Raw genomic sequence first — 21348 nt, forward strand, 5'->3', positions numbered from 1 at the left:
CGGCGGGTCAGCTCGTGACGTCCTGCAGGCACTGCTCGTAGGCGGCCTGGTCACCGGTCTGGCTGAAGTCGTCGATGCAGGTCTCGGCGGTGTTCACGAAGAACACCGCCGCGGCCAGGACGATCGCGCCGAGCACCAGGCCGACGACCCCGGTCACGATGCCGGCGATCGGCATGCCGCGGCTGTCGGCCCGCCGGGCCTTGACCCGGCGCAGCGCGACGATCCCCAGGACGATCGCCAGGAGGCCCAGCACGATGCCGGGGACGCCGAGGAAGAAGGCCCCCGGCACGGACAGGAGGCCCAGCACCAGGGAGGCGATCCCGAGTCCGTTGGACTTCCGGGGTGCGGCGTACCCGCCCGGCTGCTGCCCGTAGGGGTCCGGTTGCCCGTACTGGATCGGCTGCCCGTAGGCCGCCGCCTGACCGTAGGCAGCCGGCTCCCCGTAGGCGCCGGGTCCGGGTCGGCCGTAGGCACCACCCTGCCCTGGGCGGTCGTCGCCGGGACGAGAGGGCTCGGGCGGCGGTGCTGGAGGCGTCGTCACCCTCTCGAGCGTAGGCGTCGGCGAGGGGACGGCGGCCGCGACGGCCGCCGGTGGCACCCGGAGCGGGGTGCCCCGAGCGGGTGAGGACGGGCGTCTCACCGGGGCGGATCCGGTGCCAGGGAGGTGGGGATGCGCGACGATCGGGGACGTCCACCCACGCAGGTCGCCGAGGAGCCGTCATGACGTCAGGACCGCAGGACCCGCACCAGGGCGGGTACGGGCAGCAGCCGCCGGAGGGCGGGCCACCCCGGTACGGGGCGGACGGCCGCGAGTACGGCGGCCAGCCCTCGTGGGGGCAGGGGGGCCCGGGAGAGCCCGGCTACAGCTCCTACCCCGCCGCGCCCGCCGGTTCCCCCGGCGGAGAGGTGGGCGCACCCACGGAGCGGCCCACCACCGTCACGGCCGGCATCGCCGCCTTCCTGGTCAACACGCTGCTCAACGCGCTCGGCACGATCCTGCTCTTCACCGACATGGACGGCTACCGGGCCGACCTGGCCGAGATCGGTGGCCTCACCGAGGACCAGGTCTCCACGGCGGTGACGGTCGGCGTCGTCATCAGCCTGCTGTTCATCGCCGCGTTCCTGGCGGTGCTCTGGTTCGCCTGGCAGGGCCGCAACTGGGCGCGCATCGTGCTCTGGGTGCTGGGCGGGCTGACCGTGATCTCGGCGCTGACCGGCACGGCGGGGACGAGTGGTCTCCTGTCCACGCTGCAGCTGCTGCTGGTCCTGGCCGGCATCGTGCTGCTGGCCCTCAAGCCGTCCAACGACTGGTACCGCGCCCAGGCGCAGCGCCGGAACCGCTACTGACCCCGGTCACCGGGTGGCGCGGCTGCGTGGGCCGGACGAGGTCCACGCAGCCGTCGTGCGGGCGGCCAGACTGGTGACGGCGGCCGCGCACAGCACCAGGACCAGCAAGGTCGAGACGGCGACACCGCCGGCCAGGAGCGTCGCCACGAGCGTGAGCACCCCCAGCCCCGCGGTGGTCGCGAGCCCGGACCACCGTGCCCAGCCGTGCCTCCGGGCCAGCCCGGCTGCCGACACCGCCGCCAGCCCCCCGAAGACGACGGCCTGGACGAGGTTGGCCAGCACGACCCGCTCGGCGTCCGACCGGGGTGAGTCCGGCTGTGCGGCGGCGAGGGCGTCGACCACCGCCTCCCGCGTCAGGGACGTGAGCAGCGCGTTGAGCAGCAGGAGCAGGGCCAGTCCGACGAGCAGGCCCACCGCGACCCGGGCCGACGGTGGCATGCCCGGGCGGGGCTGCGCCGGGTCGAGCGGGCCGGACGACGACGGGCGGGCGGGCACCGCGCCAGCCTGACATGTCGGTGGACCCTCGGTCGGCGGCGCGCTGCCACCCGGTGGGTCGGGGGCCACGATCCAGACACATCGCAGGCGATCGAGTTGCCCGTGACCTGATCGTGACGAACCGATGTTCGTTTCGGGCATCCGCACGGCGTTCGCGTGCCGAACACCAACCGTGACCGACACACCACGACACGGCGCGACGCCCGGCCCCGCCCGCCGCACCGGTCGCTGGGCGGCGGGTGCCCTGGCCGGGCTGATCTCGGCCGCGGCCGCCCTCGGGGCCGCCGAGCTGGCGGCCGGCCTCATCGGTCCCGCCTCCTCGCCGGTCGTGGCCGTCGGCAACGCCGCGATCCCGCTGACCCCCGAGCCGGTCAAGGCCTTCGCGATCCGCACGTTCGGTGAGGACGACAAGATCGCGCTGGTCGTCGGGACCCTCGTCGTCATCGCCTGCTACGCCGCCCTGGTGGGGCTCGTCGGCCTGCGGTCCCGTCTCCTGGGTGCCGCCGGGGTCGCCCTCTTCGGGCTCGTCGGGTTCGTCGCGGCGGCCACCCGGCCCGCCGGGAGCCTGCTGGACGGCGTCCCGTCGGTGGTCGGCGCGGTGGTCGGCATCGCCGTCCTGGGCGCCCTGCTGGGCACGCTGAGCCGGCGAGCGGTCGCCGGGCACGACGACGCCGAGCCCGGCGCGGTGCCGGCGCCTGCGGCCGGGACGACGCAGGCAGACCGGGCCGACGACGGGCTGCTGGGCCGGCTCCGGGAGGCGCTGGCCTCCGGCGACCGGGGCGGCACGGCCGTGGACCGCCGCGCGTTCCTGGTGTCCGGCGGCGTCGCGCTCGGCGCCGCGGCGGTCGCCGGTGGTGGGGGCCGGTTGCTGCAACGCCGGTTCGCCGTCGCCGGTGCCCGGTCCGAGCTCGCGCTGCCCGTGCCGTCGTCCCCGGCCCCGGCGCTGCCCGCCGGTGCGGACCTGGCCGAGCGCATCCCGGGGCTCACCCCGCTGTTCACCGCCAACCGGGACTTCTACCGCGTGGACACCGCGCTCACCGTCCCGCAGCTGAGCCCGTCGGACTACACCCTCCGCCTCACCGGCATGTTCGACTCGCCGCGCTCCTTCACCCTCGCCGAGCTGTACGACCGGGACGACCTGATCGAGCGGGACATCACGCTGACCTGCGTCTCCAACGAGGTGGGCGGGAAGCTGGCCGGCACCGCCCGGTGGGTCGGCGTCCCCCTGGGAGCCCTCCTCCGGGAGGCAGGCGTGCAGTCCGGGTCCGACCAGCTCGTCTGCCGGTCCAGCGACGGCATGACCATCGGCACGCCCACCCGGTCCGCGCTCGAGGTCGAGGACGCCATGCTGGCGATCGGGATGAACGGCGAGCCGCTGCCGGTCGCCCACGGCTTCCCGGTGCGGATGCTGGTCCCCGGTCTCTACGGCTACGTCTCGGCGTGCAAGTGGCTCACCGGCATCGATGCCAGCACCTACGACGCCTTCGACGCCTACTGGACCGAGCGCGACTGGGCCGTCGACGGGCCGATCAAGGTCTTCGCCCGGATCGACACCCCAGCCCCGTTGCGGCAGCTGCCGGCCGGCCGCCATCCCGTCGCCGGGGTGGCGTGGGCGCAGACCCGGGGCATCGCGCGGGTCGAGGTGCGGGTGGACGACGAGGACTTCGTCGACGCCGAGCTCTCACCGGAGGTGGACGCCGACCTGTGGCGCCAGTGGGTGCTGCCGGTCGAGCTGACGCCCGGCCAGCACCAGCTGACCGTCCGGGCCACCGACCGGGCCGGGACCGTCCAGACCGACCAGCGCGTGCCGCCCTTCCCTGCCGGGGCCAGTGGCTGGCACTCCATCCGGGTCATCGCGACCTGACACGCAGGTGCCGGGCGACCGCCCGGCACCCCACACGCTCGTCGACGGCCACCGGCCGGCGGCGCTGCCCGGGCCGACGGTCCGGGTGCCGGACCCACCCTCGCACCACCCCAGGAGACCACCGTGAAGAGCACCCGCTTGAACCGCCTCGTCGTCGCCGGCGCCCTCACCGGCCTCGCGCTCACCATGACCGCCTGCGGCTCGGACGACACGTCCACCGCCAGCGGGGACAGCAGCGCGTCCCCGACCACCGAGGCCATGGAGGAGACCGACGCCATGGAGGAGACCGAGGCCATGGAGACCACCGAGGCCATGGCCGAGGGGCCCTTCGGCCCGGCGTGCTCGCTGGTGCCGACCGAGGGGGAGGGCAGCGTGGAGGGCATGTCCGACGACCCGGTCGCCACCGCCGCCAGCAACAACCCCGTGCTGTCCACCCTCGTCACGGCCGTCACCCAGGCCGGGCTGGTCGACACGCTCAACTCCGCCGAGGACATCACCGTGCTGGCCCCGGCCAACAGCGCGTTCGAGGCCGTGCCGGCCGATGCGCTGAACGGCCTGCTGGCCGACCAGGCCCAGCTCACCGAGGTGCTGACCTCGCACGTCATCCCGGGCCGGCTGAGCCCGTCGGAGCTGGCCGGTGAGCACACCACGCTCTCCGGTGCCACGGTCACCATCGAGGGCTCCGGCGAGGACTTCTCCCTCTCCGCCGACCAGACCGTGCTGGGCGCCTCCCCGGCCTCGGTCGTCTGCGGCGACGTGCAGACGGCGAACGCCACCGTCTACATCGTCGACCAGGTGCTGGCCCCCTCCGCCTGACCCACGGGCCCCGGCCGCTCCCCGCCTGCGGTGACCCGCGGCGGGGGGACGGCGAGGGGTCGCCGGGTCGTCGTCCGGTCCTGGACGGCCGCCCGGCGGCCGTGGCACGGGAGCCGGCCGGGTGGGGACGACGGCGGCGCCCGGACGGCGGCCCCGGCCGGGACCGCTGCCCCCGGGCCCCGGAGCGGGCAGCCCGGTCATCCGGCGGACGGATGTCATGCTGGCGGCTCCCGGCCAGCGGGCCAGGACGCCCCCGGGGCCAGCTGGTCCCGGGCGCGGGTGGACCGAGACCAGGAGGACAGCCGCAGTGATGGCCCCCCGGCAGACCCGATCCGTCGTCCCGTCCCGGATCGGTGGGCTGCTCGCCGTCCCGGTCATCCTCGCCGGGCTGGCCGGCTGCAGCGGGTCCGACGACGAACCGACCGCGCGCGCCACCCCCAGCGCCACGGCCGCCGAGACCAGCGCCGCGGCCCCGACCTCGGAGGCGGCTGCCGCACCCACCGGCCCGATCGGACCGGGCTGCGAGCAGGTCTTCCCGGCCGCGGCCGGCGGTGCCCCGGCGGACCTGGCGACCCAGCCGGTGAGCGCGGCGGTGGGCGCCAACCCGCAGCTGAGCACCCTCACTGCCGCCGTGGGCGCGGCCAACCTGGTCGACGTGCTCAACACCCGCGAGGAGGTCACCGTGCTGGCGCCGACCAACGCCGCCTTCGACGCGCTGGGCCCCGACGCGGTGCCCGCGCTGCTCGGCGACGTCCCGCAGCTGACCTCGCTGCTGACCCACCACGTCCTGCCCGGCCGGCTGGCCCCGGCCGACCTCGTCGGCGAGCACGTCACGCTCAACGGCGACCCGATCACCGTGACCGGGACGGCCGAGGCGCCGACCGTCGCCGTCGAGGGCACCGTGGCCGGCACCGCTCCGGCGACCGTCGTCTGCGGCAACGTGCCGACGGCGAACGCCACCGTCTACGTCATCGACCAGGTGCTCGCCCCGGCCGGCTGACCCGTGCGCCGGGGGTGACCGTCCGCCGGCCTCAGTAGGGTCGCGCCCATGAACGCCCCCGCTCCGGCCCACCCCGACCGCGACCGGCTGCTCGAGCTCATCGTCGACCTCGCCGTCGTGCACGGGAAGGTGACGCTGTCCTCCGGGCAGGAGGCCGACTGGTACATCGACCTGCGCCGGGTGACGCTGCACCACGAGGCCGCTCCCCTGGTGGGCCGGGTGATGCGCCAGCTCACCGGCGACCTGCGCTACGACGTGGTCGGCGGGCTCACCCTGGGCGCCGACCCGGTCGCCACCGCGATGCTGCACGCCGCCGCGGACGGCGAGGGGTACCTGGACGCCTGCGTGGTGCGCAAGGCGACCAAGGAGCACGGGATGCAGCGGCGGATCGAGGGGCCCGACGTCGCCGGCCGCACGGTGCTGGTGGTCGAGGACGTGTCCACCACCGGGGGCAGCCCGCTCACCGCCGTCGAGGCGCTGCAGGAGGCCGGTGCCGAGGTGCTGGGGGTGGCCGTGATCGTCGACCGCGGCGCCCGCGCGGCCGTCGAGGCGGCCGGCCTGGAGTACCGCGCGGCGTTCGAGCTGGCCGACCTCGGCCTCTCCTGACGGAGCCCCCCGTCCCTCGCCCGCCCGGAGCGGGGCCGGACGGCGACAGGGACGTACGGTGACGGCGTGACCGCCCTCACGACGACGTGGGTCCGCGAGCTCCAGGACGCCCTGGGCCCGGACAGCGTGCTCACCGACCCCGACGTCACCGCCGCCTACGCGCGCGACCAGGCGATGCTCGCCGAGGCAGGGCTGCCGGCCGCGGTCGCGCTGCCGCGCAGCACCGAGGAGGTGTCGGCGGTGCTGCGGCTGGCCGGCCGGCACGGGGTGCCGGTGGTGCCGCGGGGCGCCGGCTCCGGCCTGGTCGGCGCGGCCAACGCCGTCGACGGGTGCATCACGCTGGCCCTGACCCGGATGGACGCCGTCCTGGAGGTCGCGCCGGCCGACCGGCTCGCCGTCGTCCAGGCCGGCGTGGTGAACAAGACGCTGCGCGACGCCGTCCGCGAGCACGGGCTGTTCTACCCGCCGGACCCGGCCAGCTACGACTGGTGCACCCTCGGCGGCAACCTGGCGATGAACTCCGGCGGGCTGTGCTGCGTGAAGTACGGGGTCACCACCGACTACGTGCTGGGTCTGGAGGTCGTGCTCGCCGACGGCCGGGTGCTGCGCACCGGGCGGCGCACCGTCAAGGGCGTCGCCGGCTACGACCTGGCCCGGCTGTTCGTCGGCTCCGAGGGCACCCTGGGCGTGATCACCGAGGCGACGCTGGCGCTGCGCCCGGCCCCGCAGCCGCCGGTCACCCTGGTCGCCAGCTTCGGCACCAGCGCGCAGACCGGCCAGGTGGTCGAGCGGGTGGTCACCAGCGGCCTGGTGCCGAGCATGCTCGAGGTGATGGACCGGACCTGCATCCGCGCGGTCGACGACCTGATGCGGGCCGACCTGGACCGCGACGCCGCCGCCCTGCTGCTGGCCCAGTCCGACAGCGGCGGCGACGTGGCCCTCGCCGAGATCGCCGCCCTGACCCGGCTGTGCGAGGAGGCCGGTGCCGACTTCGTGCACTCCACGGACGACCCGGCCGAGGGCGACCTGCTGATGACCGCCCGCCGGATGGCGCTGCCGGCCCTGGAGCGGCTGGGCAGCAGCCTGCTGCTCGACGACGTCGCCGTCCCCCGGTCGCGGGTGGCCACGTTCATCGACGGCTGCGACGCGATCGCCGCCACCGCCGGCCTGGTGGTCGGGGTCGTCGGCCACGCCGGCGACGGCAACATGCACCCCACCGTCGTCTTCGACGGCGCCGACCCCGACCAGTGCACCCGGGCCTACGCCGCCTTCGACGCGATCCTGGAGCTCGGCCTGTCCCTCGGCGGCACGATCACCGGAGAGCACGGGGTGGGCACGATCAAGGCCGACTGGCTGGAACGGGAGATCGGCCCGGTCTCGCTCTCGGTCCACCAGGCGATCAAGCACGCGCTCGACCCGGCGGGGATCCTCAACCCGGGGAAGATGTTCCGCCGGGCCTCCGGTGGCGACCTGGCCGCCGTCTCCGGCCTCCTCGGCGCCTGAGGCGGCCGGGAGTGGGCGGCAGCGGGGCATGACCGAACGACTGCTGGTCATCGGCGGGGACGCGGCCGGGATGTCGGCGGCCGCCCAGGCCCGCCGGCTGCGCCCGGCCGGCGAGCTGGAGATCGTCGTCCTGGAGCAGAGCGAGGTCGTCTCCTACTCCGCCTGCGGCATCCCCTACTGGGTCGCCGGGCAGGTGGCCGACCGGGCGGACCTGATCGCCCGGACGCCGGCCGAGTTCGCCGCAGCCGACATCACCGTGCACACCGGCACCCGGGCCGAGGCGATCGACCTGGACGCCGGGGTGGTGCACGCCCGCGGCGGCACCCGGTTCGGCTACGACCGGCTGGTCGTCGCCACCGGCGGCCGGCCCACCCGTCCTCCCATCCCCGGCCTGGACGCCCCCGGGGTGTTCGGCGTGCACCGACTGGACGACGGCGCGGCCATCCTGGCGGCGATCGAGCAGCTGCCCACCGACCGGCCGCGGCGCGGACTGGTCCTGGGCGGTGGCTACATCGGGCTGGAGATGGCCGAGGCCCTGCAGGACCGGGGGCTGGAGGTCACCGTCGTCCTGGCCGACCCGCTGCCGATGCAGCTGCTGGACGCCGACATGGGCGAGCGGGTCCGGGCTGGCCTGACGGCGATGGGGATGACCGTGCACGCCGACCAGGCGGTGCGGGAGGTGCTCGTGGACGCCGACGGCCGGGCCTGCGGGGTGCGCACCGACGTCGGCAGCTACCCGGCCGACCTGATCGTCCTGGGGCTGGGCATGGGTCCCGAGGCGCGGCTGGCCGCCGAGGCCGGGCTCGCCATCGGGCCGACCGGCGCGGTCGACGTCGACCGGAGCCAGCGCTGCCGCGACCACCCGGAGGTGTTCGCCGCCGGTGACTGCGCGCAGACGTTCCACCGGGTCACCGGCGAGGTCGCGCACGTCGCGCTGGGCACGCACGCCAACAAGCAGGGCCGGGTGGCGGGCTCGGTGATCGGCGGCCGGCCGGCCCGGTTCGCCGGGGTGCTGGGCACGGCGATCACCAAGGTGGGCGAGCTGGAGATCGGGCGGACCGGCCTGTGCACCACCCAGGCCGAGGAGGCCGGGTTCGAGTACTGCACCGACGTCATCGAGGCCACCACCCGGGCCGGCTACTTCCCGGGTGCGGAGGAGATCGCCGTCAAGCTGGTCACCGAGGCCGGCTCCGGGCAGCTGCTCGGGGCCCAGGTGGTCGGTGGGCCGGGGTCGGCGAAGCGGATCGACGTGCTCGCCACCGCCATCTGGGCGGGCCTGACCGCGGAGGAACTGGCCGGCAGCGACCTCTCCTACGCCCCGCCGTTCTCGCCCACCTACGACCCGGTGGTGGTGGCCGCCCGCGCCGTCAGCCGCATCGAGCAGGGCTGACCGGGGGGCGGGCACGCCACGGGTGACCGCCCGGCACGATACTGACCGCGAGCAGAGCGCCGGTCCCGACGTCAGGAGAGCACCGCATGCCCATCGCGACCCCCGAGGTCTACGCCGACATGATCACCCGGGCGAAGGAGGGCGGGTTCGCCTACCCGGCGATCAACTGCACCTCGTCCGAGACGATCAACGCCGCCCTGCGCGGCTTCGCCGACGCCGGCAGCGACGGGATCATCCAGTTCTCCACCGGTGGCGCGGAGTTCGGCTCCGGCACCCGGGTCAAGGACATGGTGACCGGCGCCGTCGCGCTGGCCGAGTTCGCGCACGTCGTCGCGGAGAAGTACCCGGTCAACGTCGCGCTGCACACCGACCACTGCCCCAAGGACAAGCTGGACGACTACGTCCGCCCGCTGATCGCGATCAGCAAGGACCGGGTCGACGCCGGCCAGGCGCCGCTGTTCCAGTCGCACATGTGGGACGGCTCGGCCGTCGAGCTCACCGAGAACCTGTCCATCGCGCAGGAGCTCATCGAGAAGTGCGCGGCGGCCAAGATCGTCCTCGAGGTGGAGATCGGCGTCGTCGGCGGCGAGGAGGACGGCGTCGCCCACGAGATCAACGAGAAGCTCTACACCGCCGACGGCGACTTCGTGCGCACCGCCGAGGCCCTCGGGCTGGGGGAGAAGGGCGTCTACCTGCTGGCGGCGACCTTCGGCAACGTGCACGGGGTCTACAAGCCGGGCAACGTGAAGCTCCGCCCCGACGTGCTGCAGCGCGGGCAGGCCGTCGTCGCCGAGCAGTTCGGCCTGGGGGACGGCGCCAAGCCGTTCAACCTGGTCTTCCACGGCGGGTCCGGCTCCGCGCTCGAGGAGATCCGCGAGGCGCTGTCCTACGGCGTGGTGAAGATGAACGTCGACACCGACACCCAGTACGCGCTGACCCGGGCGATCGCCGGCCACATGTTCAGCAACTACGACGGCGTCCTGAAGGTCGACGGCGAGGTCGGCGTCAAGAAGACCTACGACCCGCGCACCTACATGAAGCTGGCCGAGGCGAGCATGGCCGACCGGATCGTGGAGGCCTGCGAGCACCTGCTGTCCGCCGGCCAGTCGCAGGCGGGCTGAGCCGTGACCCACGCACACCACAACCTGCTCGGCGAGCCGCCGGCCACCCTGCTGCCCGGCATCCCCGCGGCCGACGACGCGCTGGCCGCCGGCACCGACCCGGCCGAGGTCGCGGCGGGGCACCCCACGTCCAGCGCGGCCTGGGCCGCCCTCGCCGAGACGGCGCTGGAAGCCGGCCGCACCATCGAGGCCTACGCCTACGCCCGCACCGGCTACCACCGCGGGCTGGACGCGCTGCGCCGCAACGGCTGGAAGGGCTACGGCCCCGTGCCGTGGTCGCACGAGCCGAACCGCGGCTTCCTGCGCTGCGTCACCGTGCTGGCCACCGCGGCCGGGCGGATCGGCGAGGTCGACGAGCAGGAGCGCTGCACCCAGCTGCTGCGCGACTGCGACCCGACCCTGATCACCTGAACGGGTGAGTGGGCTCGCCCGGATCGCGGCGATGATCATCCGGCCGTAGCGTCTGCTCCCGGTCGGCGCCATCAGGGCGTCATCTCGAGAGGTGAGGTGGGCTCATGGCCACGTTGCTGTGGATCCTGGCTGTCATCCTGGTCGTCGCGGGGATCTTCGCGATCGTCCGGAAGCAGCTCCTGTGGGGCATCGTGCTGATCGTCGTCGGGCTGCTCGTGGGCCCGGGAGGCGTCAGCTTCTTCGCCTGAGCCGCCCGGTGGGGCCGAGTCACCGACTCGGCCCCACCGGGGGTCAGGGCACCAGGATGGCGCGGCCGCGGACCCGCCCGGCGTCGAGGTCGTCGATCGCCGACTGGAAGTCCGCCAGCGCGTACTCCGCCGTGTGCAGCGTGACCTTCTGCTGCGCGGCCAGCGCCATCAGGTCGACCAGGTCGTCGTAGCTGCCGACCAGGTTGCCCAGCACGTTGATCTCCGCGGAGACCAGGTCGATCGTCGGGACGTCGACGTTCTCCCCGTACCCGACGACCAGGTAGTCCCCGGCCCGGCGGGTCATGGCCAGGCCCTCCTTCGTCGAGCCGCCCTCGCCGACGAAGTCGATCACCACCTCGGCGCCGTGCCCGCCGGTGAGCGCGCGGACCTGCTCGACCTGGTTGCCGTCGGCCAGGACCGTGCGGTCGGCGCCGATGGACTCGGCCAGCTTGAGCGCCTCCGGGTTGCGGTCGACCACGATCAGCTCGGCCGGGGAGAGCGCCTTGAGCACCTGGATGCCGATGTGCCCGAGACCGCCGGCGCCGATCATCACGCAGCGGAAGCCGGGCCGCAGCCGGCGGGCCGCCTTGGCGACCGCGTGGTACGCGGTGAGGCCGGCGTCGGCGAGGGCCGCGACGTCGGCGGGCTCCAGCGAGTCGTCGATCTTCACCACGCTGCGAGCCGTGGTCCTGAGGTACTCGGCGTACCCGCCGTCGCTGTCGATCCCGGGGAACTGCGAGTTCTCGCAGTGCACGTCGTCCCCGGACCGGCAGGCGCGGCACAGCCCGCAGGTGACCAGCGGGTGCAGGATCACCTTGTCGCCCTCGGCGACGTGGCTGACCGCGCTGCCCACCGCCTCGACCCAGCCGGCGTTCTCGTGCCCGATCGTGTACGGCAGCGTGACCTGCGACTTCTCCGCCCACTGCCCTTCCAGGATGTGCAGGTCGGTGCGGCAGACCCCGGCGCCACCGATCTTGAGGATCACGTCGTGCGGGCCGGTGACCTCCGGCTTCGGGACGTCGTCCATCCGGAGCGGCTCGTGGTACCCGGTGACGCGGACGGCTCTCATGACAGGACCTCCAGGGGGATCAGGGGGCGGGCCGGGTCGGGATGGGGAACGGGCGGGCGATCATCGATGCTGGGCCGGGGCGTCTGGTCGTCCTCGGCGCCGGGGTAGCGGGTGGCCAGCAGGCCGCGGCAGAAGTGCGCGTTGCCGTCGACGGAGATGCGCACCGACCGCGCCCGCCGGAGGAACAGGGCGGCCTCGGCCGGTGACGGGCGGGTGCCGTCGGCGGCGACCAGCACCGCCGCCCCCGGGTCGGTGGGCAGGCCGAGCGTGGCCCGCCGGCGCAGCAGCGCACCGGTGGTCGGCTCGTCCGCGGGGAGGTCACCGAGGGTGGTGTGCCGCAGGTCGGCCTCGGTGAGCGACCGGTCGGCGCGCAGCAGGGCGGTGAGTGCCCGCTCCATCGCCGCGGTGTGCGCCTTGCGGGAGAAGGTCGCCCGCAGCTCGTCGAGCGACTCCTCCGCCTCGTGCCCGAAGGTGCCCCGGTACCCGGCGCCCGCGGCCAGGCCGCGGTTGATCAGGTCGGAGTCGTGGTGGTCGTCGAGCTCGACCACCACCTGCCCGACCCCGGGGACGGCGGAGACCGCGTCGTGGGCGTCGGCGCACATGAGCCAGGCGAAGTTCGGTGCGCAGAACGACGTCGGCAGCCGCAGGTGCACCGTCACGTCCGCCCCCCGGACCGCCACCGACCGGACGAAGCCCAGGTCGGTGATCGGCTCGTCGAGCTCGGGATCGACCACTGCGCCCAGCGCGCGGCGGACGTCGCTCTCGGTGGGGACCGCCAGCAGGGTCGTCGTCATCAGGACATCGCCAGGTCGGCGGCGCCGGGCTGGCGGGGGCCGGTGGCGGTCTCGTCGGCGTCGGGCAGCCGGAGCCGCTCGGGCACCGGGAGGTCGTAGAGCTTCGCGGCGTTGAGGCCGAGCACCTTCTTCTTCACCTCGGTGGTCAGCGGTGCGTACTCGGCCAGGTCCTCGGGGATCTGGAAGTCCACGAACCGCTCGACCAGCCAGGTCGGCGTCCAGAGCGCGTAGTCGCTGGAGAAGAGGATCCGGTCCTCGCCGAGCCAGTAGAGGAGCTCGCCCATGATCTGGGCGAAGTACCGCGGCCGGGTGTGGATGAAGGGGATCGCCACGGCCAGGCCGGCGTGCACGTTGGGCTCCTGGGTGGCGATCCAGCAGAAGTCCTCCAGCCGGGGCAGGCCGCAGTGCTCGACGATGAAGTCGAGGTCGGTGAAGTCGGTGGCCGCGTGGTCGACGTCGGCGACGTCGAAGGCGTCCCGGTCCAGCGGGCGGATCGTGGGGCCCTTGTGGATGTGGATGTTCCTGATGCCCAGTTCCCGGCAGACCTCGAAGTACCGGTAGGCCATCGGGTCGGTGAGCTTCCAGCCACGGGACTCCCCGTGCCAGTCGGCGGTGTAGAGCTTCACGCCCTTGAGCCCGAAGCGCTCGGCGTCGGCCCGCAGCTGGTCCAGCCCGTTCTCGCCGTCGCGCGGGTCCCACCAGTGGTTGTAGGTGAGCTTGTCCGGGTGCTCCTGGGCGAGCGCGAACGCCTCCTCGGTCTGGCCGAAACCGCGGTGGTAGAACTCGCCGAGCCGGGCGGGCTGGAAGATCGCGTGGTCGACGACGCCGTTGCCGAAGACGTCGCGCATCAGCCGCTCGCCGCCCTGGTAGAGGTACTCCTCGTAGGGCCAGACCTCGGACTCCGGGCTGAGGTTGCGGTGGTAGTCGTAGAAGCAGTCGATGAACTGCTTGCCGTGCACGTTCCGCTGGTTCTCCGGCCGTGCGTCCCACAGGGCGATGTGCGAGTCGACCACGAAGTAGTCGACGCCGTCCTTGCTGTACATCGGGGTCCTCCTCGACTCCGTCCCCCCGCGACACTGCGAGGTGGATCACATCCGAGGACGACGCTAGGGACGCGGGGGACGCCGGGGCAGGGGACCGGTGTCTCACTTTGAGACACCCGGCCGCCGGGTGTCGGGACGGACGAGGTCGTGGCCGGGGTCACAGGTGCGGCCTACATTCGTCGGTACGCATCGGAGCGTCCCGGGGAGGCAGCCGTGCCCGCTGGTCCGGTGGTGCCGGTGCCCGGCACGGTGCCGCCCGCGGGTGTGGCGCCCAGCAGTCCGGCCCGGGTGCGCGCCTCCTGGCAGCGCAGCGAGCGCTACGGGGTGACCCCCGAGGAGGTCGTGCCGGTCTACGTGGACGGCGTGCCGACCGACTCCCTGTTCTACGAGTGCGGCGCCGAGGTGGTCCGCGGGCTGCACGGCACGCTGGCCGGTGAGCCGGTCGGCTTCATGCTCACCGACCCGCAGGGCCTGGTGCTGGCGCGCTGGTGCGACGACGAGACGATCAACCGTTCGCTGGACCGGGTGCACCTGGCGCCCGGCTTCTACTTCGGCGAGCAGACCGCCGGCACCAACGGGCTCGCCCTGGCCCTCGCCGACCGCGTGCCGACCCTGGTGCACGGCCCCGAGCACTACGTCGCGCCGCTGCGCCGCTACACCTGCGCCGCCGTCCCGGTGCTGGACCCGCGCACCGGCGGGCTGGTGGGCAGCATCAACCTCACCACCTGGTCCGACGCCTCCTCGGACCTGCTGCTCGCCCTCGCCCAGGCCGCCGCGGGCAACACCGCGGCGCTGATGCAGGTGCGGGCCGGCGGGCAGCTGCTCCGCGCGGCCCCGCGCGGGGAGGTGTTCCACGTGCTGACCGGGCGCCTGGTCGACGGCGTCGCCGACGACCCGTGCGTGTCCCCGGCCTGGCAGGCGGCCGTGCGCACGGTCCGCGACGCGGTCACCGGCGGCCGGCTGGTCGCCGTCGTCGGCGAGCCGGGCGCCGGGCGGACGACCGCGGCCTCGCTGGCCCGCCGCGCCACCGGCCTGCGGGAACGCGTGCTGGTCGCCCGGCCACCCGAGCCGGCCGAGGTCGGCGAGTGGCTCACCCTGTGGACGCCGGAGCTGCACGCGCCGGACACCTGCGTCGTCGTCGCCGAGGCCGACACCCTCCCGGTCTGGGCCGCCGAGCAGCTGGCCGCGGAGGTCGCCGCCGTCCCGGCCGCCGTGGGTGCGCCGGGCCCGCTGGTGCTCACCGGCTCCTCCTACACCGCACTCCCCGCCCCGCTGGCCGCCCTGGTGGAGGCGGTGGCCGAGGTGCCCGCGCTGCGCGACCGGTCCGCCGACGTCGAGCCGCTGGCCCGCGCGTTCGCCCGGCAGCTGCGGCACCGCGACGTCGAGTTCACCCCGCGGGCGCTGCGGGCGCTGGCCGCCCACGGCTGGCCGGGGAACGTGCGCCAGCTGCGGGCGGTGGTGCGGGCCGCCGCCGCCCGCACCGACCTCGTCGACGTGGCGCACCTGCCGCCGGAGGTGCTCTCGGACGGCAGCCGGACGCTGGGCCGGCTGGAGCAGCTGGAACGGGACGAGATCGTGCGCTGCCTGAGCCGCCCCGGGACGACGGTGGTGCACGCCGCCGCCGAGCTCGGCCTGTCCCGGGCCACCCTCTACCGCAAGATCGCCCAGTACCGGATCAGCGTGTAGCCGGCCCGGTCCCGCGGTCGCGCTGGGCGGCCCGCAGCGAGTCGCCCAGCTGGGAGAGCTCGTCGCCGCCGGCCACCAGCCGGGTGAGGTCGTGCACGTCGACGTCCTCCCGGGTCAGGTCGCCGGCCACCCGCCCACCGCCGAGCAGCAGGAACCGGTCGCCGACCAGGTGGGCGTGCTGCGGGCTGTGGGTCACGAACAGCACGGTCAGTCCCGCCTCGCGGGCGGCCACCACCGACTGCAGCACCAGCGCCCGCTGGGCCACCGTCATCGGCGCGGTCGGCTCGTCGATGACCAGCACGCGGGCACCGAAGTGCAGGGCGCGGGCGATCGCCAGGCTCTGCCGTTCCCCGGCCTGCAGCGCGCTGGCGGCCTGACCCGGGTCGAGCCCCGGGACGCCCACCCGGGCCATCGCCCGGGCGGTGATCTCCTCGGCCCGCCCGACGTCCAGCCGCCGGAACGGCCACACCCCGCGGATGGGTTCGGCGCCGAGGAAGAAGTTGCGCCAGACCGACATCAGCGGCGCGATCGCCAGGTCCTGCCAGACCGTGGCGATCCCGCAGGCGCGGGCCTGCTGCGGCGACCGGAAGCGCTCCGGCCGGCCGTCGACGAGCAGCTCGCCCTCGGCCGGCTGCTGCAGGCCGGAGAGGACGGCGACCAGCGTCGATTTGCCCGACCCGTTCTCCCCGAGCACGCAGACCACCTCGCCGGCCCGCAGGCGCAGCGACACCCGGGACAACGCCGGCACGCTGCCGAAGCGCACCGTCACCCCGCGCAGCTCCAGCACCGGCGGCGGAGAGGCGTGCGCGGACAGGGAGGCGGCCGTGCTCATGAGCGGGGCACCGAGCGGAGCCGGCGGCGGACCACGCCGTTCACCAGCAGCGCCACCAGCAGCATCATCCCGAGGAAGGCCTGGAACCAGCGCGGGTCCCAGTCGGTCAGCGAGATGCCCTCCCGGGCCACGGCGTACAGCAGCGCCCCCAGCGCGGCGCCCACGGTCGAGCCGTACCCGCCGGTGAGCAGGCACCCGCCGATCACCGCCACAACGATGAACTCGATCTCGGTGCCCAGCGCCGGGTCGACCTGCACGCCGCCCAGCCGGACCAGGGCCAGCGTGCCGATCAGCCAGCCGGCGGTGGCCGTGCCCAGGAACAGCAGCACCGTCGTGCGCGCCACCGGGACGCCGAGCTCCCGGGCGGCCTGGCCGGCGCCGCCGCTGGCGAAGACGGCGTTGCCGAAGCGGGTCCGCCACAGCAGCCACGTGGTCACGGCGGTGGCCAGCAGCCACCACAGCAGCGAGATGCGGAACCGTCCGTCACCCAGCTGCGCGGTGGCCCCGAACACCGCCTGCGCGGACTCCCAGCCCGGTGCGTCCGCCAGCCCGCTGACCCGGGAGGACCCGGCGATCGCCGCGGCCCCGGCGAGCGAGGCGCCCTGGAGCACCAGGAACGTCGCCAGCGTCACCAGGAAGCTGGGCAGGCCGGTGGTGACCACGAGCAGCCCGTTGGCCGCCCCGACCAGCAGGGCGGCGAGCAGCGACAGCAGCAGCGCCGGCCAGACGCCGAGGCCCAGCTGGGTCACCAGCAGGGCGGTGACCAGGCTGCTGCCCACCGCGACGACCCCGATCGACAGGTCGAACTGGCCCGCGACCAGCAGCATCGCGACCGCCACGCCCCCGATGCCCAGCGGAGCGGCGACGTCGAGCACGGTGGCCAGCCCACCGGAGCTGATCAGCTCCGGTGCCTGCAGCCCGAAGAAGACGGCGAGCACGAGCACCCCGAACAGCGCACCGACGCCCGGGCGGGCGAGCAGCCGGTCCAGCACCCGGCGCCCGGCCGAGCGGGGGACGGCCGGCGCCGCCGGGCCGAAGCCCGGCAGGCGCTCGCTGGTCGACGGGGGCGCGGCCGAGAAGGGGTGCAGGGGTGGCACGGCGACGCGGGACCTCCTCGAGCGGGGCGGAGACCCCAGTGTCCACGATCCGGGCAGCCGGATCCCCGGCCGTCAGGGGTGCAGGCGCCAGCGCACCCGGTCGTCGGCGTACCAGGTCCACTTCGTCACCTGGCGGTCGAACGGCACGCCGTCCCGGCTGACCTGCGCCGGGTCGGAGGCCATCTGCAGGGCCCGGCCGACGGCCCGGCGCACCGGGCGCAGCGGCAGGGTCACCACCGCCACGCCGATCCGGTCGACCGCCGTCCAGTCCGGTCGCACGTCGATCCGGGTGATCGAGCCGTCGGCGACCATCGTGTCGTCGCAGTACGCCCGGGCACCGAACCGGCGGGCCAGCGGACGGCGCGCGGGGCCGTACGCGGTCACCAGGCCGGTGTGCAGCAGCACCCCGCCGTGGTCGTCGCGGACCAGCGGCAGCTCCCGTTCGGTGCCGGTGCCGACACCCAGGGAGCGGGCCAGCCCGGTGGACGCCGGGTCGTCCGCCGGCTGCCAGCTCACCGGCACCGCGGGCAGCCGCTCGGTCTTCCACAGCCGGGTCAGGACCGCCGACAGCGCGGGCACCGGGCCCAGCACGTGCACCGCATCGGCGCCGTCCACCACCGAGGCGACGTGCCGGCGCGACGGCGGTTGGACCGCCGCCAGGCCGCGCAGGTCGAGCTGAGTCGCGGGCATGCCGATACCCTGCCACCTGGCCAGCCGGGAACCGCCGGTGTCTTGGGCAGACGCGACGAACGAGGAGAACCCCCCGATGCCGGCAGTCGTGCTGATCGGCGCCCAGTGGGGCGACGAGGGCAAGGGCAAGGCGACCGACCTGCTGGGCGGCCGCGTCCCGTACGTCGTCCGCTACCAGGGTGGCAACAACGCCGGGCACACGGTGATCACGCCGGACGGCGAGAAGTACGCCCTCCACCTGATCCCCAGCGGCATCCTCACCCCGGGGTGCACGCCGGTCATCGGCAACGGCGTGGTCATCGACCCCGAGGTGCTCATCGGCGAGCTCGCCGGCCTCGAGGAGCGCGGCGTGGACACCTCGCGCCTGGTCATCTCCGCCGACGCGCACCTGATCATGCCGCACCACCGCGCCCTGGACCGGGTCACCGAGCGCTTCCTCGGGAACCGCAAGATCGGCACCACCGGCCGCGGCATCGGGCCGGCCTACGGCGACAAGGTCGCCCGCAACGGCATCCGGGTCGCCGACCTGCTCGACCTCTCGATCCTCCGGCAGAAGCTCGAGGGCACGCTGCAGGAGAAGAACCAGGTCCTGGTCAAGGTCTACAACCGCAAGGCCATCGACGTCGACGAGGTCGTCGAGGAGTACGCCGGCTACGCCGAGGCGCTCAAGCACCGCATCGTCGACACCCGGCTGCTGCTCGGCAACGCCCTGGACGCCGGCGAGTGGGTGCTGCTGGAGGGCTCGCAGGGCACCCTGCTCGACGTCGACCACGGCACCTATCCGTTCGTGACGTCGTCCAACCCGACCGCCGGCGGCGCGGCCGTCGGCGCCGGCGTCGGCCCCACCCGGATCGAGCGGGTCGTCGGCATCCTCAAGGCCTACACCACCCGCGTCGGCTCCGGCCCCTTCCCGACCGAGCTGCACGACCAGTGGGGCGAGTACCTGCGCAAGCACGGCGGCGAGGTCGGCGTCACCACCGGCCGCGACCGGCGCTGCGGCTGGTTCGACGCCGTCGTCGCCCGCTACGCCAGCCGGGTCAACGGCATCACCGACTACTTCCTCACCAAGCTCGACGTCCTCTCCGGCCTGGAGACCGTGCCGATCTGCGTCGCCTACGACGTCGACGGCGTGCGGCACGACGAGATGCCCATGACGCAGACCGACTTCCACCACGCGAAGCCGATCTACGAGGAGATGCCCGGCTGGTTCGAGGACATCACCGCCTGCCGCCGCTTCGAGGACCTGCCGCCCAACGCGCAGGCCTACGTGCGCCGGCTCGAGGAGCTCTCCGGCGCCCGGGTCAGCGTCATCGGCGTCGGCCCCGGGCGGGACGAGAACGTGGTCCTGCACGATCTGATCTGACGTCCTCCGGACGTCACCGCGGCCAGGAGCCGTTCCCGGCTTTGCGGTGAGCCGCTTCGTGGGGCGGGGCCGGGGAGCCTCCGGCCCCCGCGTCCCCGACCCACAGCCGCTTCGCGGCGGCGATCTCATGGCGACCCTCCGGGCCGCACCGCGGCCAGGAGCCGTCCCGACTTGGGGTGAGCCGCTTCGTGGGATGACGGCAGGAGGCCTCCGGCCCCCGTGCCGTCCTCCCACAGTCGTCTCACGGCGGCGATGCTCATGGCGACCCTCCGGGCCGCACCGCGGCCAGGAGCCGTGCCCGACTCGGGGTGAGCCGCTTCGTGGGATGACGGCAGGAGGCCTCCGGCCCCCGTGCCGCCCTCCCACAGTCGCCTGGCGGCGACACCGTGGCTGCGTTCCGGCGTCGACTCACCCGAGCCGTCCCCGGCTTCGGTGGTTCGCTTCGTGGTGTCGCGGTCCGGGTCGGCTCACCCGCGCGTCCCCGACGTGCGTCGTCGGCTGGTTCGACCGTCCCTGGCTGCCCGGCGTGCTCGTGGGTGGGCGTCAGGCGGGTTCGGGGACGCCGCCGGTGTCGCCGCCGGGGTCGTCGGGCGTCGCCTCGATCGGCGGGGGCGGCAGCGTCTCCGGGGTGTCGGGGAGGAGCTCGCCCGCGTCGTCCGGCACGGGCTGGTCCGGGTCGAGGGGGGAGTCCGGCTCCGGGATCGACGTCATGCCGCGAGTCAACCAGCGCATGATCGCCTCCGCCATCGACCGCGGCCGGCCCGATCGGGCCGGTGGAGCCGTCAGACCCGGGGGCGCACCGGGGCCATGGCGGCGGCGGAGAGCTCCGCGCGGGCCCGGTGGGCGGTCTCCGGCGCGTCGGTGATCACGCTGTCGACGCCGAGGGCGAAGAGCAGCCGGGCCTCGGTCTGGGCGTCACCGAACCCGCGTGGGTCGCCGCCGCGGCGCAGGTGGCTGGGGAGGAAGACGTTCTCCGGCCGCAGCGTCCACGGCTCGACGGTGAGACCGGCCCGGTGCGCCTGGGTGATCAGGTCCGAGACGCCGACCAGCCCACCGTCGGCACCGTGCAGCAGGATCCGCCCCTTGTGCGGGGCGATCCCGTCGGCGTAGGTGGAGACCTCGCGCAGGCCCGCGGGGGTGACCAGGGCGTCCTGGATGCCCTCCTCCTCGATCAGCTGCACCAGCCGGGGGCCGTCGCTGCCGAGGTCGTCCCGCAGCTCGCGCAGCGCCGCCTGCTCGAAGGCCATGACGACCACCGAGCCGTCGGCCCGGGCGGCGTCCAGCCGGCGCAGCTCCGCGGCGACCAGCTCGGTCATCGGCAGGCCCTGCGCGGTGAACCAGGACGGGCACTTCAGCTCCGCCTGCACCCGCACGGGGTGCTCGGGCGTGGAGCGGCGCCGGGCCACCTCCACGACCTCGGCGAGGGTCAGGATGCCGAACCGGCCGTCGTAGGCGGTGTTCATCGGCCGCATCCCGGGCAGCCGCTCGACCGCGCGCAGGGTGCGCAGCTCGGCGAGGGTGAAGTCCTCGCTGAACCAGCCGGTCAGCTCCTCGCCGTCCACCTCCTGGGTGCGGCGGCGGCCGGCGAACTCGGGGTGGTGGGCGACGTCGGTCGACCGGGAGAGCTCGTTCTCGTGACGGGCCACGAGCTCGCCGTCCCGGGTCACCACGACGTCCGGTTCGACCAGGTCCGCGCCCAGGTCGATCGCCAGCTCGTAGCTGGCCACGGTGTGCTCGGGGCGGTAGCTGGGGGCACCGCGGTGCCCGATGATGCGCGGGGAGCGCTGCTGGCGGGGCGAGTGAACGGCCTTCAGGCCGGTCTCCTGCATGTCTCCAGGGAAACCCAGTTCCCTGTCCGGGGGCTGAACGCGCGCCGACGTCATGAGGACAAATCGGGGGACAGCGCGCTCACCTGGAGACGAGCATGACCCGTGTGAGGGATGTCTCAGCAGGGTCGGGTAGAGGCGGGCAGG

General features: G+C 74.5%; 22 protein-coding genes. 12 read left to right on the forward strand and 10 right to left on the reverse strand.

All coding sequences use genetic code 11. From position 1 onward, the window contains the following. Nucleotides 1-7: 7 nt before the first annotated feature. Entirely contained in the window at nt 8-541 is a 534-nt protein-coding gene (locus FB380_RS25405) for a DUF4190 domain-containing protein (protein ID WP_166754727.1), read from the reverse strand. A 179-nt stretch (nt 542-720) separates the two neighbouring features. Here FB380_RS25405 and FB380_RS08730 point away from each other — a divergent pair, with 179 nt between their 5' ends. Further along, nucleotides 721-1347 carry a hypothetical protein gene (locus FB380_RS08730; protein WP_166754728.1) on the forward strand — a complete coding sequence of 209 codons (627 nt, stop codon included), beginning with the start codon at nt 721-723 and terminating at the stop codon, nt 1345-1347. Between the two features lie 6 nt (nt 1348-1353). Here the strand turns inward: FB380_RS08730 and FB380_RS08735 are convergent, their stop codons facing one another. Then, nucleotides 1354-1842 carry a hypothetical protein gene (locus FB380_RS08735; protein ID WP_166754729.1) on the reverse strand — a complete coding sequence of 163 codons (489 nt, stop codon included), beginning with the start codon at nt 1840-1842 and terminating at the stop codon, nt 1354-1356. A 172-nt stretch (nt 1843-2014) separates the two neighbouring features. Between FB380_RS08735 and FB380_RS25410 the strand changes: the two genes are divergently transcribed. The 9 genes from FB380_RS25410 to FB380_RS08780 all read left to right on the forward strand — a co-directional run bounded on the left by FB380_RS25410 (nt 2015) and on the right by FB380_RS08780 (nt 10801). Beyond that, complete coding sequence (locus FB380_RS25410; protein WP_208382803.1) at nt 2015-3706, forward strand: molybdopterin-dependent oxidoreductase; 1692 nt, start codon at nt 2015-2017, stop codon at nt 3704-3706. 123 nt (nt 3707-3829) lie between these two features. Continuing rightward, on the forward strand, nt 3830-4522 hold the full coding sequence (locus FB380_RS08745) for a fasciclin domain-containing protein (RefSeq protein ID WP_229681832.1): 693 nt from the start codon (nt 3830-3832) through the stop codon (nt 4520-4522). 310 nt (nt 4523-4832) lie between these two features. After that, nucleotides 4833-5522 carry a fasciclin domain-containing protein gene (locus FB380_RS08750; protein WP_166754731.1) on the forward strand — a complete coding sequence of 230 codons (690 nt, stop codon included), beginning with the start codon at nt 4833-4835 and terminating at the stop codon, nt 5520-5522. A 48-nt stretch (nt 5523-5570) separates the two neighbouring features. Beyond that, nucleotides 5571-6128, forward strand: coding sequence for an orotate phosphoribosyltransferase (gene pyrE, locus FB380_RS08755; protein ID WP_166754732.1), 558 nt, complete (start codon nt 5571-5573; stop codon nt 6126-6128). A 66-nt stretch (nt 6129-6194) separates the two neighbouring features. After that, nucleotides 6195-7631 carry an FAD-binding oxidoreductase gene (locus tag FB380_RS08760; protein WP_166754733.1) on the forward strand — a complete coding sequence of 479 codons (1437 nt, stop codon included), beginning with the start codon at nt 6195-6197 and terminating at the stop codon, nt 7629-7631. 28 nt (nt 7632-7659) lie between these two features. Beyond that, nucleotides 7660-9021, forward strand: a complete 1362-nt coding sequence (locus FB380_RS08765) for an FAD-dependent oxidoreductase (protein WP_166754734.1) — start codon at nt 7660-7662, stop codon at nt 9019-9021. Between the two features lie 86 nt (nt 9022-9107). After that, a complete protein-coding gene (gene fbaA, locus FB380_RS08770) occupies nt 9108-10142 on the forward strand; it encodes a class II fructose-bisphosphate aldolase (protein WP_166754735.1) in 1035 nt (344 codons plus the stop codon). Between the two features lie 3 nt (nt 10143-10145). After that, nucleotides 10146-10553 (forward strand): DUF3151 domain-containing protein, encoded by a 408-nt coding sequence (locus FB380_RS08775; protein ID WP_166754736.1) that lies wholly within the window; start codon nt 10146-10148, stop codon nt 10551-10553. Nucleotides 10554-10657: 104 nt separating this feature from the next. Further along, nucleotides 10658-10801: a GPGG-motif small membrane protein gene (locus FB380_RS08780; RefSeq protein WP_166754737.1), complete on the forward strand. Its 144-nt coding sequence runs from the start codon at nt 10658-10660 to the stop codon at nt 10799-10801. Nucleotides 10802-10844: 43 nt separating this feature from the next. Here FB380_RS08780 and FB380_RS08785 read toward each other — a convergent pair whose 3' ends face one another. The 3 genes from FB380_RS08785 to FB380_RS08795 are packed head-to-tail and all read right to left on the reverse strand — an operon-like array spanning nt 10845 to nt 13707. Then, complete coding sequence (locus tag FB380_RS08785; RefSeq protein ID WP_166754738.1) at nt 10845-11870, reverse strand: NAD(P)-dependent alcohol dehydrogenase; 1026 nt, start codon at nt 11868-11870, stop codon at nt 10845-10847. Then, nucleotides 11867-12664, reverse strand: coding sequence for an iron-sulfur cluster assembly protein (locus FB380_RS08790; RefSeq protein ID WP_166754739.1), 798 nt, complete (start codon nt 12662-12664; stop codon nt 11867-11869). The genes FB380_RS08785 and FB380_RS08790 overlap by 4 nt, the downstream gene beginning before the upstream one ends. After that, a complete protein-coding gene (locus FB380_RS08795) occupies nt 12664-13707 on the reverse strand; it encodes an amidohydrolase family protein (protein WP_166754740.1) in 1044 nt (347 codons plus the stop codon). The genes FB380_RS08790 and FB380_RS08795 overlap by 1 nt, the downstream gene beginning before the upstream one ends. Before the next feature lie 213 nt (nt 13708-13920). On the opposite strand from FB380_RS08795, the gene FB380_RS25935 reads away from it, so the two are divergent. Continuing rightward, nucleotides 13921-15393: an AAA-type ATPase lid domain-containing protein gene (locus tag FB380_RS25935; RefSeq protein ID WP_229681833.1), complete on the forward strand. Its 1473-nt coding sequence runs from the start codon at nt 13921-13923 to the stop codon at nt 15391-15393. Here FB380_RS25935 and FB380_RS08805 read toward each other — a convergent pair. The 3 genes from FB380_RS08805 to FB380_RS08815 all read right to left on the reverse strand — a co-directional run bounded on the left by FB380_RS08805 (nt 15383) and on the right by FB380_RS08815 (nt 18012). Continuing rightward, nucleotides 15383-16225, reverse strand: a complete 843-nt coding sequence (locus FB380_RS08805; RefSeq protein WP_166754741.1) for an ATP-binding cassette domain-containing protein — start codon at nt 16223-16225, stop codon at nt 15383-15385. The two genes, FB380_RS25935 and FB380_RS08805, sit on opposite strands and share 11 nt — an antisense overlap. After that, a complete protein-coding gene (locus tag FB380_RS08810) occupies nt 16222-17322 on the reverse strand; it encodes an ABC transporter permease (protein WP_229681834.1) in 1101 nt (366 codons plus the stop codon). The genes FB380_RS08805 and FB380_RS08810 overlap by 4 nt, the downstream gene beginning before the upstream one ends. A 72-nt stretch (nt 17323-17394) precedes the next feature. Continuing rightward, the gene (locus FB380_RS08815) at nt 17395-18012 is read right to left on the reverse strand and encodes a hypothetical protein (protein ID WP_166754742.1); all 618 of its coding nucleotides are present in this window, start codon (nt 18010-18012) and stop codon (nt 17395-17397) included. A 76-nt stretch (nt 18013-18088) separates the two neighbouring features. Here FB380_RS08815 and FB380_RS08820 point away from each other — a divergent pair, with 76 nt between their 5' ends. Then, the gene (locus FB380_RS08820; RefSeq protein WP_166754743.1) at nt 18089-19375 is read left to right on the forward strand and encodes an adenylosuccinate synthase; all 1287 of its coding nucleotides are present in this window, start codon (nt 18089-18091) and stop codon (nt 19373-19375) included. 543 nt (nt 19376-19918) lie between these two features. Here FB380_RS08820 and FB380_RS08825 read toward each other — a convergent pair. Further along, nucleotides 19919-20086 carry a hypothetical protein gene (locus FB380_RS08825; RefSeq protein WP_166754744.1) on the reverse strand — a complete coding sequence of 56 codons (168 nt, stop codon included), beginning with the start codon at nt 20084-20086 and terminating at the stop codon, nt 19919-19921. 71 nt (nt 20087-20157) lie between these two features. Further along, nucleotides 20158-21204 carry a glycerophosphodiester phosphodiesterase family protein gene (locus FB380_RS08830; RefSeq protein WP_166754745.1) on the reverse strand — a complete coding sequence of 349 codons (1047 nt, stop codon included), beginning with the start codon at nt 21202-21204 and terminating at the stop codon, nt 20158-20160. Nucleotides 21205-21348 lie beyond the last annotated feature (144 nt).

The organism is Modestobacter marinus, from assembly GCF_011758655.1.
Classification (GTDB): domain Bacteria; phylum Actinomycetota; class Actinomycetes; order Mycobacteriales; family Geodermatophilaceae; genus Modestobacter; species Modestobacter marinus.

What these genes read in the sequence shown, in the direction of transcription:
- FB380_RS08730 (WP_166754728.1), top strand. Translation starts at nt 721, where the DNA reads ATGACGTCAGGACCGCAGGACCCGCACCAGGGCGGGTACGGGCAGCAG.
- FB380_RS08750 (WP_166754731.1), top strand. Translation starts at nt 4,833, where the DNA reads ATGGCCCCCCGGCAGACCCGATCCGTCGTCCCGTCCCGGATCGGTGGG.
- pyrE (WP_166754732.1), top strand. Translation starts at nt 5,571, where the DNA reads ATGAACGCCCCCGCTCCGGCCCACCCCGACCGCGACCGGCTGCTCGAG.
- FB380_RS08765 (WP_166754734.1), top strand. Translation starts at nt 7,660, where the DNA reads ATGACCGAACGACTGCTGGTCATCGGCGGGGACGCGGCCGGGATGTCG.
- fbaA (WP_166754735.1), top strand. Translation starts at nt 9,108, where the DNA reads ATGCCCATCGCGACCCCCGAGGTCTACGCCGACATGATCACCCGGGCG.
- FB380_RS08780 (WP_166754737.1), top strand. Translation starts at nt 10,658, where the DNA reads ATGGCCACGTTGCTGTGGATCCTGGCTGTCATCCTGGTCGTCGCGGGG.
- FB380_RS08785 (WP_166754738.1), bottom strand. Translation starts at nt 11,870, where the DNA reads ATGAGAGCCGTCCGCGTCACCGGGTACCACGAGCCGCTCCGGATGGAC.
- FB380_RS08790 (WP_166754739.1), bottom strand. Translation starts at nt 12,664, where the DNA reads ATGACGACGACCCTGCTGGCGGTCCCCACCGAGAGCGACGTCCGCCGC.
- FB380_RS08795 (WP_166754740.1), bottom strand. Translation starts at nt 13,707, where the DNA reads ATGTACAGCAAGGACGGCGTCGACTACTTCGTGGTCGACTCGCACATC.
- FB380_RS08805 (WP_166754741.1), bottom strand. Translation starts at nt 16,225, where the DNA reads ATGAGCACGGCCGCCTCCCTGTCCGCGCACGCCTCTCCGCCGCCGGTG.
- FB380_RS08815 (WP_166754742.1), bottom strand. Translation starts at nt 18,012, where the DNA reads ATGCCCGCGACTCAGCTCGACCTGCGCGGCCTGGCGGCGGTCCAACCG.
- FB380_RS08820 (WP_166754743.1), top strand. Translation starts at nt 18,089, where the DNA reads ATGCCGGCAGTCGTGCTGATCGGCGCCCAGTGGGGCGACGAGGGCAAG.
- FB380_RS08825 (WP_166754744.1), bottom strand. Translation starts at nt 20,086, where the DNA reads ATGACGTCGATCCCGGAGCCGGACTCCCCCCTCGACCCGGACCAGCCC.
- FB380_RS08830 (WP_166754745.1), bottom strand. Translation starts at nt 21,204, where the DNA reads ATGCAGGAGACCGGCCTGAAGGCCGTTCACTCGCCCCGCCAGCAGCGC.